Raw genomic sequence first — 18588 nt, forward strand, 5'->3', positions numbered from 1 at the left:
TGTCGTTGCGCGGGGTTTGGGGGGTCGCGGCCGCCCCGGTTTTAACGCCCCCGGCCCCTTCCCGGGGGCCCCGGGGCGCGTCGGCGCCCGACGGCAACACCAGCACGACCTCTGCCGGCACCACCGGTGAGACGGGTACGACGGGCGAGACGGGCACCACGGGCGAGACCGGCAGCACCGGCGAGACCGGGACGACCGGCGAGACCGGCACCACCGGCGAGACGGGCACCACCGGCGAGACCGGCACCACCGGTGAGACGGGCACCACGGGCGAGACGGGCACCACGGGCGAGACCGGCACCACCGGCGAGACCGGGACGACCGGGACGACCGGCGAGACCGGCACCACCGGCGAGACGGGCACCACCGGTGAGACCGGCACCACCGGTGAGACGGGTACGACCGGCGAGACCGGCACCACCGGCGAGCCCGGCGAAGAGCCCGGCGGAGAGCTCCCGCCGTACTGCGAGGAGATCGACGAGAACTTCGAGGAGAAGGCTCTCGACATCGAGATCTCGGGCCTGCCCGGCAAGATCGTCGCGGGCAGCGCCCCCGAGGAGTTCAACCTCACCATCGCGAACAAGTCGGAAGCCGACCTCAAGGAGGTCGCCTTCTACGCCGAGGTCGAGAACTACGAGCTCGACGAGGACAAGTTCCTCAGCAAGTACATCGACCTGGAGTTCAAGCTTCCCGGCACCAACGAGTGGGTCGGCATCGGCGACAAGGAGTGGGCCGGCGGCTACTTCTGGGGCGTCGAGACCATGAAGTCCCAGGACTTCGTGAAGATCGACCTCCGCCTCACCATCGACAAGAACGCTCCGGCCGGCGACAGCTACTCCTTCGGCTCGGGCGGCTACCTCGGTGACGTCGAGGGCCAGGAGTGCATCGCCGAGAACGCCGGCGAGATCGTCGACTTCGTCGTCCTGGCTCCGGGTTCCTCGAACGAGGACCCGGGCGAGGCGAAGCCGGGCGACGAGAAGCCGGACGACAAGGGCCCCGACACCAAGCCGCAGGGTGACATCAAGGAGATCCCGGTCACCGGCAACCTCGCCGAGACCGGTTCCTCCTCGGTGCTGCCCACCATCGGCATCGCCGGTGGTATCGCGATCGTCGCCGGTGCCGGCGTCGTGTTCGCGATGAAGCGCCGCAAGAGCGACGCGGTCGCGTAACACGCCGCACCACAGCAAGAGAGGCGCTGCACTCGGAGGGGGGTGCAGCGCCTCTCGTCTGTTCCGGGGCGGTCAGGAGGACTTGGGCGGGACCGCCGGCATGCCCAGGAACGGGAGGTTCAGCGCGCCGAAGGCGTCGGCCGGAACCGCCGGGGCCTTCGGGGCGACCGGGGTGAGGCGTTCGTAGGCCGTGCCCTGTTCCGGACGGCGGTCCGTCTCGCCCTTGTTGGGCCAGAAGGACATCGCGCGCTCGGCCTGGGCCGTGATGGTGAGGGACGGGTTCACGCCGAGGTTCGCGGAGACCGAGGCGCCGTCGACGACCGAGATGCCCGGGTGGCCGTAGAGGCGGTGGTACGGGTCGATGACGCCCGACTCCGCAGAGGCGCCGATGGGGCAGCCGCCCAGGAAGTGGGCGGTGAGCGGGGTGCCCATCAGTTCGCCGATGTTGGACCCGGCGAAGCCGTTGATCTCCTCGGCGAGGAGGGAGGCCGCGCGGGTGGCCTCGGGGATCTGGTTCGGGTTGGGGGCTCCGTGGCCCTGGCGGGCGGTGAGGAGGCCCTTGCCGACACCGTTGGGCTTGCGGTACGTGGTCAGGGAGTTGTCCAGGGACTGCATGACCAGGCCGATGATGGTCCGCTCCGACCAGCGGCGGTTGGACAGCGCACGGACCGTGAGCCACGGGTGACGGGCGCAGTTGGCCAGCCAGGCCAGGACCCGGCGTGAGCTGTAGGGGACCTGGAGGACGGTCATGCTGCCCATCGAGTTCGAGCCCTTGCCGTAGCGGACCGGCTCGATGTGGGTGTGCTCGTCCGGGTGGATCGAGGACGTGATCGCGACGCCGCGCGTGAAGTCGACCGTGTCCGCGCCGTGGCGCTTGCGGTAGCGGCGGTTGTCGGTCTGGGCGCCGACGAGGGCCTCGGAGTTGGTACGGGTCAGCTCACCGAGCCGCGCGGAGATACGGGGCAGGAGCCCGCCGTCCTTCATCCGGTGCAGCAGCGTCTGGGTGCCGTAGGTGCCGGCGGCGATGACGACGCGCTGAGCCGTGAACGTACGCCCCTTGCTCTTGCGCTTGTTGTCGCTGGGCAGGGTCTTGACGGCGAAGCCGCCGCGGGAGTCCTCGGTGACGGTGACCACCGACGTCATCGGGTGGATGACCGCGCCCGCCTTCTCGGCGAGGTAGAGGTAGTTCTCGTTGAGGGTGTTCTTGGCGCCGTGGCGGCAGCCCGTCATGCACTCGCCGCACTCGGTGCAGGCCCGGCGCGACGGGCCCGCACCGCCGAAGTACGGGTCGGGGACCTCCGCGCCCGGCTCGGCCTGCGCCGTGCCGACCTCATCCCTGCCGACGGCATCCTTCCCGTCCCCGAAGAAGACACCCACCGGTGCCATGTGGAAGGTGTCGCCGACGCCCATCGCCTGGGCGGTCGCCTTCAGATGCACGTCCGACGGGGTCATGGTCGGGTTGAGGCGAACCCCGAGCATGCGCTTCGCCTGGTCGTAGTACGGCGCCAGCTCCTCCTGCCAGTCCGTGATGTCCTTCCACTGCGGGTCGTTGAAGAACGGGGCAGGGGGGACGTACAGCGTGTTGGCGTAGTTCAGGGAGCCGCCGCCGACTCCCGCGCCCGCCAGCACCATCACATTGCCGAGCAGATGGATGCGCTGGATGCCGAAGAGGCCGAGGGCCGGGGCCCACAGATAGTTGCGCAGGTCCCAGGAGTTCCTGGGCAGCGTCTCGCGCGTGAAACGGCGGCCCGCCTCCAGGACCCCGACGCGGTAGCCCTTCTCGGTCAGCCGCAACGCCGAGACCGCGCCGCCGAAGCCCGAGCCGACGACGACGACGTCGTAGTCGTAGCCGGATTCGGATGCGGAGTCGTCCTGTTTTCGGGCAGGGGGGACCTCGGACATGGCGGCTCTCCTCGTCGAGAAACGTGCGGGTGCGGGGTTGGGGCGGGTGCTAGCGCAGGCGCAGGGCCTTCATGACCTTCAGGGACGTGCTCATGAACGCCGCGTACTTCGCGTCGTCCATGCCGAAGGACGGGGCCAGCGGGATCAGCCGCTGCTGTGCCACGGTCTGGGCCTCGGTGTACTTGAGGATTCCCTCGGAGCCGTGCCTGCGGCTCAGGCCGGAGTCCTTCATTCCGCCCATCGGCGACTGCACACTGCCGTACGCGGGCGCGTACCCCTCGTTGATGTTGACCGTGCCGGTGCGCAGGCGGGCGGCGACGGCGTGGCCGCGCCTGCCGTCCTTCGTCCAGACACTGGAGTTGAGGCCGTACGGGGTGGCGTTGGCCTGCTCGATGACGTCGTCCTCGTCCTTGAAGCGGTAGAGGGAGACGACGGGGCCGAAGGTCTCCTCGGTGCACACGGCCATCGGCGCCTCGACGCCGTCGAGGATCGTCGGCTCGTAGAAGAGCGGGCCGATGTCGGTCCGGTGGACGCCGCCCGCGACGAGCGTGGCGCCCTTGGCGACGGCCTCCTCGACATGCCGCTTGACGGTCTCCAGCTGGCGCTCACCGACGAGGGAACCCATGTCGGCGCCGTAGGCGAGGGAGTTGCCGAGCCGCATCGCCTTCGTACGGGCCGCGAAGCGCTCCAGGAACGCGTCGGCGACGGACTCGTGGACGTACAGCCGCTCGATCGAGATGCACAGCTGCCCGGCGGAGGAGAAGCAGGCACGGACGGCGCCCGCGGCCGCCTTGTCGATGTCGGCGTCGTGCAGGACCAGCATGGCGTTCTTGCCGCCGAGTTCGAGGGAGACGCCGATGAGGCGGGCGGCGGCGCCCTGGGCGACCTCGCGGCCGGTGCGGGTGGAGCCGGTGAAGGAGACGTAGTCGGCGTGCTTGACGACCTCGGGGCCGACAACCGGGCCTTCACCGATGACGACCTGGAAGACGCCGTCCGGGAGTCCGGCCTCGACGAGGAGGTCACGGGCCCACAGGGCGGTCAGGGCGGTCTCGGTGTCGGGCTTCATGACGACCGCGTTGCCGGCGACGAAGGCCGGGAGCGCGTCGCCGACCGACAGCTCCAGCGGGTAGTTCCAGGGGGCGATCTGGCCGACGACACCGCGCGGCTGGCGCAGTTCGGTGGTCTTGGTGAGGACGGGGACGACGCCGGTGTGCCGCTTGGGCTTCAGGTACGAGGGAGCCCTGCGGCCGTAGTGGCGGGCGGCGACGGCGACGGCGAGGACCTCTTCATGGGCGTGGAGGCGGGCCTTCCCGGTCTCCAGCTGGATCAGGTCGAGCACCTCGGCCTGGCGCTCCAGGACCAGGTCGTGGAAGCGGAGCAGCACGGCGGCGCGGGCGCGCGGCGATGTCGCGGCCCAGGCGGGCTGGGCGGCACGGGCGCGGGCGAAGGCCTCGGCGACGTCCTCGGGGGTGGACTCGGGCAGGTCGGCCAGCTTCTCCCCGGTGAACGGGGTGTGGTTGGCGGTGCGGCCGGAGCCGACGACACCACGGGTGAGCTGGGCGACCACCTCGGGGGTGACCACGTCGGCGGCGGTGCGCGCACCGGCCGGGGCGGCGGCGACCGGGTTCGTGCCGAGCTGACCGCTGGGGTGGGGGGCGAGGGCCTGCGAGTCCGTCATGGGGGCGAGAGTATGACGCAATCAAGGCTTTGGGTACCCGTCGGTAACAGCTTTTCGCGAGGCCCTCACACCCCCGACCGGGCGCATCCCTTATCGCGCCAGTGATCACTGGCGCGATAAGGCCTGATCAGGGGCTTGTCGGGCCCTGTGGGCTCACAGACCCTGGATCTTCAGGTGCTTGACCACGTTCGTGAAGATCTCCTCACCGTCCTGCCGCGCGGCGCCCTCCGCCGGCATCGTCACCTGCAGCCGCCAGTACGACTTCTCTTTGTCCTTGCCCGGCACGATCAGCTCGTGCAGGCGGTAGCGGATCGGGTCGTCGCCCGACGAGCTGTACGGGATGTAGTCGACGGTCGTCTCGAAGGCCGGCTCGGCCTGGTACGTGACGTCCTTGGTGTCGACGTCGGGCTCCTTGTAGTCCACGCCGTTCTTGCCGCCCGCCGTGTAGTACTCGTCCCACACGTCCTTCTTGGGCTCGAGCACCTTGTCGGCGTTGTCCTCGGTGATCTCGACGTGCTCCAGGTAGATGCCGAAGACGCCGCTCGGGTCGCGGTACGTGACGCCGTCACCGCTGTCGCCCTCGGAGCGCTCGTACTCGCTGGGAACGCCCACGTCCGCCGAGAGGATCTCGCTCTCGGGCCGCACCTGCCATCCCTCGGGCAGCTCGTCGCCGCCGAAGGGCTTCACGAGGACCAGCACGAGGGCGACGGCCACCGCGAGCACGCCGCCGAGCAGGCCGAACTGCGCGGGCCTGTTGCGGTGCAGGACCGGCGGCACCCAGCGGGAGCCGCCCTTCCCCGCCGCCGCCCCGGCCCCTGCGGCCCCGAACACCGCGGTCGGGTCGAGCGCCGCCTGCGGCGGCCTGGCCACCGACTCCAGCGTCGTGCGGATCTCGGCCGCGCCCGGCCGGGCCGCCGGGTCCTTGCGCAGCAGTTGCATCACCAGCGTGCCGAACGCCCCTGAGCCCCGCGCCGGCATCTGTGGCTCGGCGGACAGTACGGCCTGGAGGGTGGCGGGGGTGTGCGAACGGCGGTACGGCGACATGCCCTCGACCGCCGCGTACAGCACGACGCCCAGCGACCACAGGTCCGACTCCGGCCCCGGCCGCTGCCCCAGCACCCGCTCGGGCGCGATGAACTCGGGCGAGCCGACGAACGCGCCGGTCTCCGTCAGCCCCTGCTCGCCCTCGACCTGGGCGATGCCGAAGTCGGTCAGGACGACCCGGTCGCCGCTGCCGAGGAGCACGTTGTCCGGCTTGACGTCCCGGTGGAGCACACCCGCCTCGTGCGCCGCGGACAGCGCGCCGAGGACGGCGAGTCCGATGCGGGCCGCCTCACGGACGTCGAGGGTGCCCTCCTGGAGCCGGTCGCCGAGCGACTGACCACGGACCAGTTCCATCACGATCCACGGCTTGCCGTCCTCGATGACGACGTCGTGCATGGTGACGACGGAGGGATGGGAGATACGGGCCGCGGCGCGCGCCTCACGCTGCATCCGGAGGTACACGGTCTCGCGCTCGCGCTCGCCCAGGTGTTCCGGCACGCGCGGTTCCTTGACGGCGACGTCGCGGTCCACGACCTCGTCGTGGGCGCGCCACACCGTGCCCATCCCGCCGTGGCCGAGCCGGGCTACGAGGCGGTAGCGGCCGCCGATGAGCCGGCCGTCGGCCCCCTGGGGCGCCTGCGCCTGCGGGGCGTACTGGGTGGGCTGGTGCGCCTGGTGCGTGGCTTGGGGCTCCGCGCCGTTCTGCTGCTGCATCGGGTGCTGCGCCTGCGGCGGCACCGGATGCTGCGGCGGTTGCAGCGCATAGCTCGTGGGCTCGTGGGCCCGTCCCCCGTCGTTCGTCATGTTCACATCCTGGCGAAACGCGGCTGTGGTCGCTACTTGCGTAGTTGAGCGATGCAAAACGGTAACGGAGCCGTCAGGCGGCAGACGGAGGGGGCCGCCAGCTCTGGACCATGACGTCGAACTGCTTCCGGATCGTGGGCCAGTCCTCGGCGGGGCCGGCCATGAAGAGGGCGTACTCGGTTCCGTCGTCGTCGTAATGGACCTGGTCGATCGCGCGGCGCTTGCCCGGGTGGTCCTTGATCTCGGTCCACGTGAACTCCCAGAGCGCCGACTTCGTCTGGTCGCGGTAAGTGATGGGGTGCAGCGTCAGCCGCCGGTAGTCCGACCGCTCGTCGACGATCTTCTCCAGATCCTGCAGGTGCATGTACGGGTTCTCGAAGTCGGGCGACGTGTCGATGCTGATCCGGATGCGATGGCGGCCGTTGTCGGGCGTGTAGTCGATCTGATCTCCGTCCAGCTGCCGCGTCCAGCCGTCCGGTACGAGCAGGCTGAAGCCCTCGGGGTCGTTCTCCCGATGCCAGCCCTTCGGCACGGAACCGGTCTTGGCGGGCGCGGGAGACGAGGACGTGCCGGGCCCGGGCGCGGTGCCACGGCCGGTCGGGGTACCGCCGCCGCTCCCGTCCGCGTAGTGCATCGCCAGGAATCCCGCGCCGCCACCGACGATCGCGGCGATGACGCCGGCCAGGAGTACCGCGCGCCAGCGGCCGGCCGGCTTCCGGGCCGAAGCTGGGGCCGCGGGACCGGTGGACGGGGTGGGCGCGGTGGTGGGGTCCGGCGCGAACGGGGCCCCTGGCAACTGTGCCGTCGCCGCCCTGCGTTCCTCGCGGTCCACCGTCTGCGTCGGTACGTACGCCTGCGCCGCCCTCAGGCTGCGCCCCTCCATCGCCTCCATCAGCATCCGCTCGGTCTCGGCGGCGGACGGGCGCCGCCCGGGGTCCTTGCACAGCAGCGCCGTGATGACCGGGGCCAGCGGGCCCGCGTTCCGGGCGGGCGGCGGCTCCTCGGTCACCACGGCCTGCATCGTGGACAGCGGCGACGTACGGCGGAACGGAGAGTTCCCTTCCACCGCGGTGTACAGCGTGGCGCCGAGGGACCACAGGTCGGACGCGGGTCCGGGATCGCCGCCGCGTACCCGTTCCGGAGCCAGATAGTCGATGGAGCCGACGAGTTCACCGGTCCTGGTGATCGTCGAGTCGCCCTCGATGGCGGCGATGCCGAAGTCGGTGAGCAGGACGCGGCCGTCGGAGGCGAGCAGCACGTTCCCCGGCTTGACGTCGCGGTGCAGCACACCGGCGGCGTGCGCGGCGCGCAGCGCACCGAGGACGTGCAGGCCGATCCGGGCGGCCTCGGTGGCGCGGACAGGGCCCGATTCCTTGGCGGCATCGGCGAGTGACGGGCCGTCGACGTACTGCATGACGATCCACGGGCGGTCGTCGTGCTCCAGGACGTCGTGGACCGTGACCACGTTGGGGTGGGAGATCCGGGCGGCGGCCCTGGCCTCCTTCTGGGTCCTGGCGTGCAGGACCGTCCGGTCGGCCTCGGACACATACAACCCGGCGGTGAGCTCCTTGACCGCGACGGTTCTGTGCAGGAGTTCGTCGTGGGCGCGCCAGACCTTGCCCATGCCGCCGCGACCGATGCTCTCGGCCAGCCGGTACCGGCCGGCCAGCAGCAGTCCCGCTCCCGTGCTCCGTCTGTTCTCCACGTGCCCCGTGCCCCCGCCCCGTTCCTTGGAATGACAGGTTACGGAGGGGAAGTACGTACGGGGAACACGGGGCTGCTCACCAACTCGCACCGTGACGCGGTTGTTGCGGGATGCGGTCGGCAAGGCGGTCACCGGGTGGATTTCGGACAGGGGCTGCTCACCAACTCGCACCGTGACGCGGTTGTTGCGGGATGCGGTCGGCAAGGCGGTCACCGGGTGGATTTCGGACAGTGGTCGACGGCTGGTCGCCGACGGTCGTACGGGAGGCCGGCAGTCCTGGTCAGCCGGCCGCGCGGTACGCCGCCGTCGCCTGCTGGTAGATCTCGCTGACCTTGTCCCGCTGGCCCTCCGGGCCGATCACCTGGATCACGTGGTACCGGTCGCCGACGATCATGGCGATGTTGCGGACGTACACCTCGCGTCCGGTGCTGTCCTGCCAGGTGAACTGCCCCTCCGCCATGGCCTGTTTGCCCACGTCGATGCGGCGCAGACCGGACGCGGACGACCAGGAGGACTCCCGGAACGGCTGCAGTTCGCGCTCCTTGTTGCGCTGGTACGCCATCGGGTCCGCGCCGTTCGCCCGGACCGAGTCCCGGCCGGGGACGACGATGAGGGTGAAGTCGCCGCCGACGTAGCGGACCTGACCGCTGTCGTTGATGGGCCGCCGCTGCCACGTCTTGTCGACGCCGATCCGGAAGCCCTCCGGATCCACGCGCACGACATAGCCGTCGGCGAGGTCCACCGCGGGTGCGGAGGTCTGGGGCTGCTGACCGTCCGGGGCACCCGAAGGCTGCTGGGGGCCGGGGGTCCCGCCTCCGTCGGGGGACTCGCTGTTCGCGGGTGCGCCGGCGCCAGGGGCCGTGCTGCCGGCGGACTGGGGATCAGCCTTCGGCATGAACATCACGGCGTACGCCACGGCCGCGGCCAGCGCCAGCAGGATCAGGACCAGGAGGAGACGGCCGAGCGAGCGCGGGCCGCGCGGTCGCCGCTCGCGCCGCTCCCGGGGCTCCTTGACCTTCTTGTGGCGGTGGCGGCCGTGTGTCGCCGCGGGCGAGCCGGCGCGGCGCTTGCGGACGAGCTCACCGCGTCGGCGTACGACGGGCAGCCGCGTGCCGTCGACGGACGGCAGCGGCACGACCTCCGCGCCCGCGTCGGGCTCGGGCGCGGACCTGATCAGCGAGCGCAGCCAGCCGCGGAGCTCCTCGAAGTCGGGGCGCTCGGTGGGGTCCTGGCGCAGCAGCGACTCGACGACAGGCCGCAGCGGGCCGCACTCCTCGGCGAACGCGGGCGGCTCGGCACAGACCAGCTGGACCAGCTCGACCGCGCTCTCCTCGGGGTACGGGGCATGTCCCTGCACCGCACGGTAGAGCAGCGCGCCGAGCGCCCACAGGTCCGTGGCCGGGCCGATGGGCGGCGCCAGTTGCCAGTTCTCGTGGACCGGGCCCGCCTGCTCGGGCGCCCAGCGTTCGGTGACCGCGCCGACGACGGCGATCCGCGCCTGGCGGGCCCGCTCGGCGGCGAGGGGAGTGGCGGGACCGCGATAGGGGGCCAGGGGGGTGGCCGGGCCGCCCGCGACGACGTCGTCCCAGCGGCCGGTACCGACCGTGCTCCCGGTGCTCCCGGTGCTCCCGGTGCTTGCGGAGTTGCCGGTACCACCGGTGCCCGGCCGTCCTGCGCCACGGGCCTGGGCGGGAAGCTGCTGCCGCTGTGCGTCGGCGCGCAGGGCGTCGGTGCCGAAGGAGCCTCTGCCGTACGGCGAGGGCCCGCCGCCTGCCGGAATCGGCGTGGGGCCGTCGGCACCCGGGCGGGGGCCGTCGTGCCACGTGCCCGCCAGTTCGGCGCGGCGCGGACGGTAGGGGCTGCGCGGCGGGTCCTCGCCATAGGTCACGTCGTCGTACGTCGCGACGTCGTACGTCGCGTCGTCGGTGGCGTCGCTCTCGTACGTCTCGACCTCGAAGGCGTCCACTTCGTAGACGTCGTCGTCCATGTCGTCGATGTCGTCATGGATGTCGTCGTCGTCGGTGTCCGTCGGCCGGGACCACCACTGGGGCTCGGGCGCGCCCGAGCGTGGGGCGGGCAGCGCGGAGCCGCTGCCGCGGCCCCCGGCGGGCTCGTCCCGTACTCCCGGGTGGTGCAGGCGCTCGACGCCGTGGTGACCGTCCTGGCTCTGCCGGCCGTGCTCGCCGTGCTGGGCATGCCCGCCGTGGTCCTCCGCCCGGCGCCCGCTCTCGAGCTCCCGGCGGGCTTCGTCCTGCCGCCGGTCCTCGGTGACGCGGGCCGCGGCGCGGGCTCCCGCCCGGTAAGCGGCGATGGCCCCCGCGCGTGTGGCGCGCCTGTCCCCGGAGTCCTCGCCGAAGCCGTAACCGTAGGCCGGAGGCGCGTACGGGTCCGTCGCGCCGCCCGGACGCGGCACGGGTGCGGGCCCGGGCACGGGGGCGAGTCCGGGCGCAGGGTCAGGAGTGGGCGCCGCCCCTCCGGGAGGCGGGCCGACCGGGTCCACGAGATCGGCCTCGATCACCTGGTCCAGGGGCTCCGGCACCGGCGCGTACCCGCACAGGGCCTCCTCCGCCGCGCCCGCCGCGAGACCCGTCAGCACGACACGGCCGTCGTCGCAGACGAGGACAGTGCGGACCGTGATGTTGCGGTGGGTCCAGCCGTGCGCGTGGAGGGCACGCAGCGCGGTGAGCACGTCCGAGCCGATCTCCGCCGCCCGGTAGGGATTCAGCGGCTTCTCCGCGAGCAGGGCCGCCAGCGGGCGTGCCGCGATCAGTTCGCTCACTATCCAGAGCGAACCGCCCTCCGCGAACACGTCGAAGACCTGGTCCAGCCGGGGGTGGTCAGGAATCCGGGCCGCTGCCTGCGCCGCCTCGACGGCGCGTCGGACCGCCGGGTCCGTGGGCCGCCGAGTGGTCCGCCCCGGCGCCCGCCGCTGCACGGAGGATCCCCGGGGACCGGAGCCCCCGTCCGGGTCGAGCACCTCGGCGTCCACGACCTCCGGCAACGGCACCTGCCGGACCACGACCTCCTGGCCGCTGTAGGTGTCGAAGGCACGCGTCTCGACGAGTTCGTACTCGTCGGAGGGTGGCAACGGCAGGCGGTAGCGGTCGGCGAGCACCCTTCCCGCGTAGTCGTCCACGACGCCTCCCCAGCAGCGCTGTCCTCTTGGCTCGGTTCACCTCCGGGGCGCTCGAACCGCTGTCGACGGTCGATCGTGCTCGGTCCCTCGCACCTCAGGACCTCCGCCCGCGCGGCGGTAGCCGCACATCGACGCCGGCCTCCCTTTCGACAGCGGCGCGCCCCTTCGCCTCACTCGCCTGTTCCCCCGGTCCCGAGACCGCACGAAACCGTCAATTCCGGTCGTTCACCGGCCTCTTGCGGCTGCGTACGGTCTACGGTCTCTCACGATACGTGGCCTGGTCAGTCCTTGGGGGCGAACGTGCCGAACGCCGTCTTGACCAGCGTCGCGCACTCCTCGCCGTCCCACTCGCTCGCCTTGCAGCTGATCATGATGGCGTAACCGTGCTTGGCATCGACCTTGAAGCCGCGGTTGAGGACGCGGATCCGCTCACCGTTCTGGATGCGCTCGAAGCTCCAGTCGGCGACGGTCGGGTAGCCGTTGTACTCGACGGTGTCGATGCCGAGGTGCTTGTAGCCGTCGCTGCCGGCGCGCACGCCGTCGACCGCGCGCGCCCACGCCAGCCTTGCGTCGCCCCCGGGGCTGTTCGTGAAGTCCACCTGCACGCGCGGGAATCCACCGTTCACACTGAAGACCCCACCCGAGTTCTGGCCCGCGATGCGGGTGAGCTTGAACTCCTTCGGCATCGCCATGGTGAAGTGGAACCGGTCGTTCGTCACCAGCTCGTACCCGGCCGGAATCCCGTCCACGTCCGCCTGGCCACCGGTCTTCCCGTCGCCCGACGGCTGGGCTCCGGCCGTGCTCCCGCCACTGCCCTGCGTGCCGTCGTCCGTGCCGGTGTCACCGCCCTGGTCCTGGCTGTCGCCGCCCTGGGTGTCGCCCTTGTCCTTGTCCTGACCGTTGCCGCCGGACGCGGCCCCGGCCGAAGCGGCCGTGTCGCCCTTGGGCTTGCCCTGTCCGCCCTTGTCCTCGTTGCCGTTGAGCGCGAGGAGAAGCACGGTCGAGAGCACGGCGAGTGCGACGACGACCGCGACGACGACCAGCATCCGCCTGGACACCACATCCGTGAGCGGCGCGCGCACGGGGGCCGTCCGTGCGGACGCCGCCCCGGGAGCACGGGAGGGAGCCGGCTCGGGCGACGCGGGCCTCTGCTCGGTCTTCGCCGCCGCGTTCCGTACGGAGCGGAGCGCGCTCCGCAGCCGCACTGCCGCCGCGTCCTTGGCGGGAGCCGCAGCCGGGGCCACGGGCTCCGGCGGAACCGGCGGCAGGGCGACCACCCTGGTCGCCTCGGCCGACGGCTCCGGCGCGGCCGGGTGCTCCGGTGCGTGCATGACGTCCAGGAGCAGAGCCCGCGCACCCGCGTCGTCGAGCCGCTGCGCGGGGTCCTTGGCCAGCAGGCCGTAGATGACCTCTTCCAGCGGGCCGGCGTTCTTCGGCGGGTCGAGCGGCTCGGTCATCACCGCGGTGAGCGTCGCGATCGCGGAGCCCTTGTCGTACGGCGGGCAGCCCTCGACGCACGCGTACAGCAACCCGCCGAGCGACCACAGATCGGCCGCCGGCCCGGGCTTGTGACCGCGGGCGCGCTCGGGCGAGATGTACGAGGGGGCGCCGACCAGCATGCCGGTGGAGGTGATGGAGGGGTCGCCCTCGACCTGCGCGATGCCGAAGTCGGTCAGGACGACCCGCCCGTCCTCGGCGATCAGCACATTGGACGGCTTCACATCGCGGTGCAGAATGCCCTCGCGGTGCGCGGAGCGCAGCACGTCGAGAATCGCCAGACCGACCTCGGCCGCCCGTCGGGGCGTCAGGAGGCCGTCCTCACGCAGGGCTTCGGCGAGGGACTTGCCCTCGACGAGCTCCATGACGATCCATGGGCGGTCGTCCTCGTCGACGACGTCGTAGACCGTCACCGCGCCGTTGTTGCGGATGCGGGCGATCGCCTTCGCCTCGCGGAGCGTGCGCGTGATGAGGCGCCGCTTCTCGTCCTCGTCAATGCTGTTGGGGAAGCGCAGCTCCTTCACGGCGACCGTGCGGCCGAGGGTTTCGTCGACGGCCCGCCATACGGTGCCCATGCCGCCGCGCCCGAGCACGCCGCCCAGCCGGTACCGTCCGGCCAGCAGCCGTCCGTCCCCGGCGGCCTTGACCGCGCCCCGCACCGTGCCGCCGCCCGTTCTGCCGGAATCGGCCCGGCCGCCGCTCCCGGCACCTGGGGCCGCCGTCTCGACGCCCGGGCCCGCCGCCCGGCCCGCTCCCGTCCCCGAAGTCGTCCCCGGCGCCGCGTCCTTCACCGGACCGCGTGCCGCGCCGACTGCCGAGTCGGCGCCATCCGCCGAACCCGAACCCGAGCCGGCGCCGTCCGCCACACCTGCATTCACGCCCGCGTCCGGGTCCGCGTCCGGCGCGGCAGTCCGTGCACCGGCGTCACCGGACACCGTCCTACCCGCCTTGTCCGCCTTGCCCGCGTCCGTCGCCGAGCCCGCGTCAGAGCGCTTCGCGTCGGCGCCTGCGACCTCCCGATCAGCGTCCTGCAGGGTCCCCGGTGTCGTGTCCCGCGACTGCTCCGCCTCCGACATGCGTCCCCTCTGCGATCCCTGATCCTCGCCCGCGCCTGCCGCTTCCGCGCGATGCGGTAACCCGCCCTGGAAGAGCCCCCATTCTCTCTTACTCCAGGACCGCTGAGTCTCCCGGGTCCACCGTGTGTCAGCACGAGCCGCCGAAAAAGGGCTCCGCAGCCGTCGGCCGCACGGGGCGCAGCCGCCACCTCGATCGCCTTCACCCCCCTCGAACGCCTGGTCGGGCTCCGGTGCCCGCATCAACCCGCCCTCCCGGCATGTGACTTCCGGAACGCACCGGCGCGTCCCGAAGTCGGCCGGACATGAGCGAGATCGGACTAGATCGGCACGATGTCCGGCGCCCCGAGCCGCGCCGCGTCCGCCGTCAGGTCGTCCGGCTGGCGCTGCGACTCGCGCTCCGCCTCCACCCGCTTCTCGTAGTGCTCGACCTCCTTCTCGATCTGCTCCTTGTCCCAGCCCAGCACCGGCGCCATGAGCTCCGCGCACTCCCGTGCACTGCGCGTCCCCCGGTCGAACGTCTCGATGGAGATGCGGGTCCGCCGCGTCAGGACGTCGTCGAGATGGCGGGCCCCTTCGTGCGAGGCTGCGTAGACGATCTCCGCCCGCAGATAGTCGTCGGCGCCGCCGAGCGGCTCGCCGAGCCTCGGGTCGGCCCCGATCAGCTCCAGCAGTTCCTCGGTCAGCGAGCCGTACCGGTTGAGCAGATGCTCCACCCGGGCGACATGGAGGCCCGTACGGGCCGCGATCCTCGCCCGTGCGTTCCACAGCGCCCGATAGCCCTCGGCGCCCAGCAGGGGCACGTCCTCCGTGACACAGGCCGCGACGCGCTGGTCCAGCCCGTGCACCGCCGCGTCCACTGCGTCCTTCGCCATCACCCGGTACGTCGTGTACTTGCCGCCTGCGACGACGACGAGGCCGGGCACGGGATGGGCCACCGTGTGCTCGCGGCTGAGCTTGCTGGTCGCGTCCGACTCGCCCGCGAGGAGCGGTCGCAGTCCCGCGTACACCCCTTGGACGTCGTCGCGGGTGAGCGGCACGGCCAGCACGGAGTTGACGTGCTCCAGCAGATAGTCGATGTCGGCGCTGGACGCCGCCGGATGGGCCTTGTCCAGGTCCCAGTCGGTGTCCGTCGTCCCCACGATCCAGTGGCGGCCCCAGGGGATGACGAAGAGCACGGACTTCTCGGTGCGCAGGATGAGCCCGGTGGTCGAGTGGATCCGGTCCTTGGGCACGACGAGATGGATGCCCTTGGACGCCCTGACGTGGAACTGGCCGCGCTCGCCGATCAGGGCCTGGGTGTCGTCCGTCCACACTCCTGTCGCGTTGACGATCTGCTTCGCCCGGATCTCGTACTCCCCGCCGGCCTCGACGTCCTGCACTCGGGCGCCCACGACCCGCTCACCCTCCCGCAGGAAGCCGATCACCCGTGCGCGGCTGGCCACCCGTGCCCCGTAGCTCGCGGCCGTGCGCACCAGGGTCGCCACATAGCGGGCGTCGTCCATCTGTGCGTCGTAGTACTGCAAGGCGCCCACCAGGGAGTCCCTCTTGAGGCAGGGGGCGACCCGCAGCGCGTTCGTCCGCGAGAGGTGGCGGTGGACGGGCAGGCCGCGGCCATGGCCCGATGAGACCGACATCGCGTCGTACAACGCGACGCCCGGTCCGGCATAGAGCCGCTCCCAGACCCTGTGCTGGAGCGGATACAGGAAGGGCACGGGCTTCACCAGATGCGGGGCGAGCCGCTGCAGCAGCAGTCCGCGCTCCTTGAGCGCCTCCCGCACGAGCGCGAAGTCCAGCATCTCCAGATAGCGCAGCCCGCCGTGGATGAGCTTGCTGGACCTGCTGGAGGTGCCCGATGCCCAGTCCCGGGCCTCGACCAGTCCGGTGGAGAGTCCGCGTGTCGCGGCGTCCAGTGCGGTGCCCGCGCCGACTACGCCTGCGCCCACGACCAGCACGTCCAGCTCGCGCTCGGCCATCGTGGCGAGTGCCTCCGAACGCTGTGCGGGCCCCAGTGTCGCTGTCCTCACGGCTGCCTCCCGTCGCCCCCGTTGGTCGGACTCACACCCTTGATTCTGTCCGCACTCCCCGACTTCAGCCACCGCCTGTGGACAACACTCGGGCGGCGAGACCCTTGCAATGCCGTATTTCGGTCATATTTACGCCTAGTGTGACATTGCGCCCCGCTGGTTCTGCCCTCGTTCTGTCCACAGGACTTGCGGGCCACGTCCCCTTCGGCTACTGGAAGCTTCGGCTACCGGGAAAGGACGGCCCACCGCCATGCCCGCAGATCTCGCCGTCATCGGACTCGGCCACCTCGGACTGCCGCTCGCCCAGGCCGCCGTGGCCGCCGGCATCGAGACGATCGGCTACGACACCGACCCGCGCCCCGTCGCCGAACTCGCCGCCGGCCGCCCGCCGGTGGACGGTTCGCTCAGCGCCTCCGAAATCCGCCGGATGCTCTCGGGCGGCTTCCGGCCGACCACCGACCCTGCCGAGCTGGGCCGCGTCCGTACCGCCGTCATCTGCGCCCCCACTCCCCTGGGCGCGGACCGCATGCTCGACCTGACCGCGGTCGGCGCCGCCGCCCGCGCCCTCGCTGCGCGGCTGCGCCCGCGCACCACCGTGCTGCTCGAATCCGCGGTCGCACCCGGCACCACGGAGAGTTACCTCCTCCCGATCCTCGAAGAGGGATCGGGGCTGCGCGCCGGCCGCGACTTCCACCTCGCGTACGCCCCCAGCCGCCTCGACCCCGGCAACCGCGTCCACGGCCACGCGGGCATCCCCCAGGTGATCGGCGGGCTCACCCCGGCCTGCACCGAGTCCGCCGCCGCGTTCTACGGGCGCGTCACCGACAAGGTGGTCCGCGCCCGCGGTCTGCGCGAGGCCGAGACCGTCAAGCTCCTGGAGACCAACTTCCGGCACGTCAACATCGCCCTCGTCAACGAGATGGCGGTGCTCTGCCACGAGCTCGGCGTCGACCTCTGGGACGTCATCCGCTGCGCCGAGACCAAGCCGTTCGGCTTCCACGCCTTCCGCCCGGGCCCCGGCGTCGGCGGCCACGGCATCCCCGTCGACACGATCGGCGCCCACCGGCCACTGCGGCTGGTCGAGCTGGCGGGCCAGATCAACGAGCGCATGCCGCAGTACGTCATCCAGCGCAGCGCCACGCTCCTGAACGAGCACGGGAAATCGGCACGCGGGGCCCGGGTGCTGCTCCTCGGCATCACATACAAGCCGGACCTCGCCGACCTCGAGGGCTCGCCCGCACCCGAGATCGCCCAGCGCCTGATGGAGCTGGGCGCGTCCGTCAGCTACCACGACCCGTACGTGTTCGACTGGCGCGTCCACGACCGGCCGGTCCCCCGCGCGGACTCCCTCTACGAAGCCGCGGCCAACGCCGACCTCACGATCCTGCTCCAGCACCACCACACCTACGACCTCCAGGGCCTGGCGGTGAAGGCCCAGCTCCTGCTGGACACCCGGGGCGCGTCGCCCGCGGGTGCGGCACACCGCCTCTGAGCTGGGGTTCGACCGGCATTCCCCAATGACGACGTCGTACAGGAGTGCTAGCCTCCGGGGCCATTGAGCGCACCATCCACGCGCTCGCGTTCCTTGGGGGGAACCCAGCATCGTGTCCAGCACCGCGCTGCTGTCGCAGCCACAGTTCGAACCGCACATCACCATGCCCGCGCTCGCGCCCCTGCGGACCGCGACCGTGGCCGGGGACTGGGATGCGGTCTCCCGTTTCTTCGCCGCGCTCGGCCATGAGGACGAGCGCGCCTTCGCCGCGTCCATCGTGGCCGACGTGCCCGGGTCCGAGACGTTCCTGGAGCAGGCGGTCGCCGACCGTCCCGGCGATCCCCTGGCCAGGTGCCTGCTCGCCGACCGGTACATCATCGTCGGCTGGTCGATCAGGACCGCCGCCCGCGCCAAGGCCGTCTCGCGCCAGCAGTTCAGCCAGTTCCACCGCTGGTTGCGCAAGGCCGAACAACTGCTCATCGACGTCTGCGCCGAGTACCCCGACTACGCGCTCGCCTGGTATCTGCGGCTGATCACGGTCCGCGGACTGGAGCTCGGCCACAGTGAGGCCCGGCGCCGCTACAACCGGCTCGTCGAGCACCACCCGCACCACTACCCCGCCCAGTCCCAGCTCCTCCAGCTGCTGTGCCCGAAGTGGAGCGGCACGTGGGAGGAGGCCTTCGCCTTCGCCAAGGAGTGCGCCGCCGCGGCCCCGCCCGGCACCCACAGCGCCACGCTCCTCGCCGAGGCCCACCTCGAGATGTGGCTCGAACTCAGCCCGGGCGCGGACGCCCGCCATCTCGCCCAGCCCTCCGTACGGGACGAACTGGCCGCTGCCGCCGCGCAGTCCGTCCTGCATCCGCAGTTCCGTCCCGGCTTCCACTGGATCAGCGCCCACGGCTTCTTCGCCGCCACGCTCTCCCTGGGGCGCCACCACGCCCAGGCGGCGCCGCACTTCCGCGTCCTCGGCAACTGCGCCAGCAAGCACCCCTGGGACTATCTCGGCGATCCGGCCGCCACGTTCAAGGAACACCGCAAGACCTCGCTCGCGAAGGGCTGAC

10 protein-coding genes are annotated in these 18588 nt (G+C 71.8%); 3 read left to right on the plus strand and 7 right to left on the minus strand.

Translation table 11 applies throughout. From position 1 onward, the window contains the following. A partial coding sequence (locus ABT078_RS11665) for an LPXTG cell wall anchor domain-containing protein (protein ID WP_351226433.1) occupies positions 1 to 1169 on the plus strand: 1169 nt, incomplete at its 5' end. A gap of 72 nt (positions 1170 to 1241) precedes the next feature. Here the strand turns inward: ABT078_RS11665 and ABT078_RS11670 are convergent. The 7 genes from ABT078_RS11670 to ABT078_RS11700 form a co-directional block, all read right to left on the minus strand. Beyond that, positions 1242 to 3071, minus strand: coding sequence for a GMC oxidoreductase (locus tag ABT078_RS11670; protein ID WP_351226435.1), 1830 nt, complete (start codon positions 3069 to 3071; stop codon positions 1242 to 1244). A gap of 49 nt (positions 3072 to 3120) precedes the next feature. After that, positions 3121 to 4749, minus strand: coding sequence for a succinic semialdehyde dehydrogenase (locus ABT078_RS11675; RefSeq protein ID WP_351226437.1), 1629 nt, complete (start codon positions 4747 to 4749; stop codon positions 3121 to 3123). A gap of 153 nt (positions 4750 to 4902) precedes the next feature. Then, on the minus strand, positions 4903 to 6597 hold the full coding sequence (locus ABT078_RS11680) for a serine/threonine-protein kinase (protein ID WP_351226439.1): 1695 nt from the start codon (positions 6595 to 6597) through the stop codon (positions 4903 to 4905). 73 nt (positions 6598 to 6670) lie between these two features. Further along, a complete protein-coding gene (locus tag ABT078_RS11685) occupies positions 6671 to 8302 on the minus strand; it encodes a serine/threonine-protein kinase (RefSeq protein ID WP_351226441.1) in 1632 nt (543 codons plus the stop codon). Positions 8303 to 8582: 280 nt separating this feature from the next. Then, complete coding sequence (locus ABT078_RS11690) at positions 8583 to 11438, minus strand: serine/threonine kinase C-terminal domain-containing protein (protein ID WP_351226443.1); 2856 nt, start codon at positions 11436 to 11438, stop codon at positions 8583 to 8585. 281 nt (positions 11439 to 11719) lie between these two features. Next, a complete protein-coding gene (locus tag ABT078_RS11695; RefSeq protein WP_351226445.1) occupies positions 11720 to 14011 on the minus strand; it encodes a serine/threonine-protein kinase in 2292 nt (763 codons plus the stop codon). A 317-nt stretch (positions 14012 to 14328) separates the two neighbouring features. Continuing rightward, positions 14329 to 16035 (minus strand): glycerol-3-phosphate dehydrogenase/oxidase, encoded by a 1707-nt coding sequence (locus tag ABT078_RS11700; RefSeq protein WP_351226447.1) that lies wholly within the window; start codon positions 16033 to 16035, stop codon positions 14329 to 14331. A 250-nt stretch (positions 16036 to 16285) separates the two neighbouring features. Here ABT078_RS11700 and ABT078_RS11705 point away from each other — a divergent pair, with 250 nt between their 5' ends. Together ABT078_RS11705 and ABT078_RS11710 are read left to right on the plus strand one after the other, a co-directional pair. Continuing rightward, positions 16286 to 17527, plus strand: coding sequence for a nucleotide sugar dehydrogenase (locus ABT078_RS11705; protein WP_351226449.1), 1242 nt, complete (start codon positions 16286 to 16288; stop codon positions 17525 to 17527). A gap of 112 nt (positions 17528 to 17639) precedes the next feature. Beyond that, the gene (locus ABT078_RS11710) at positions 17640 to 18587 is read left to right on the plus strand and encodes a hypothetical protein (protein WP_351226451.1); all 948 of its coding nucleotides are present in this window, start codon (positions 17640 to 17642) and stop codon (positions 18585 to 18587) included. Position 18588: the final 1 nt, after the last annotated feature.

This window comes from Streptomyces sp. NPDC002133, assembly GCF_040296405.1.
Taxonomy (GTDB): Bacteria; Actinomycetota; Actinomycetes; order Streptomycetales; family Streptomycetaceae; genus Streptomyces.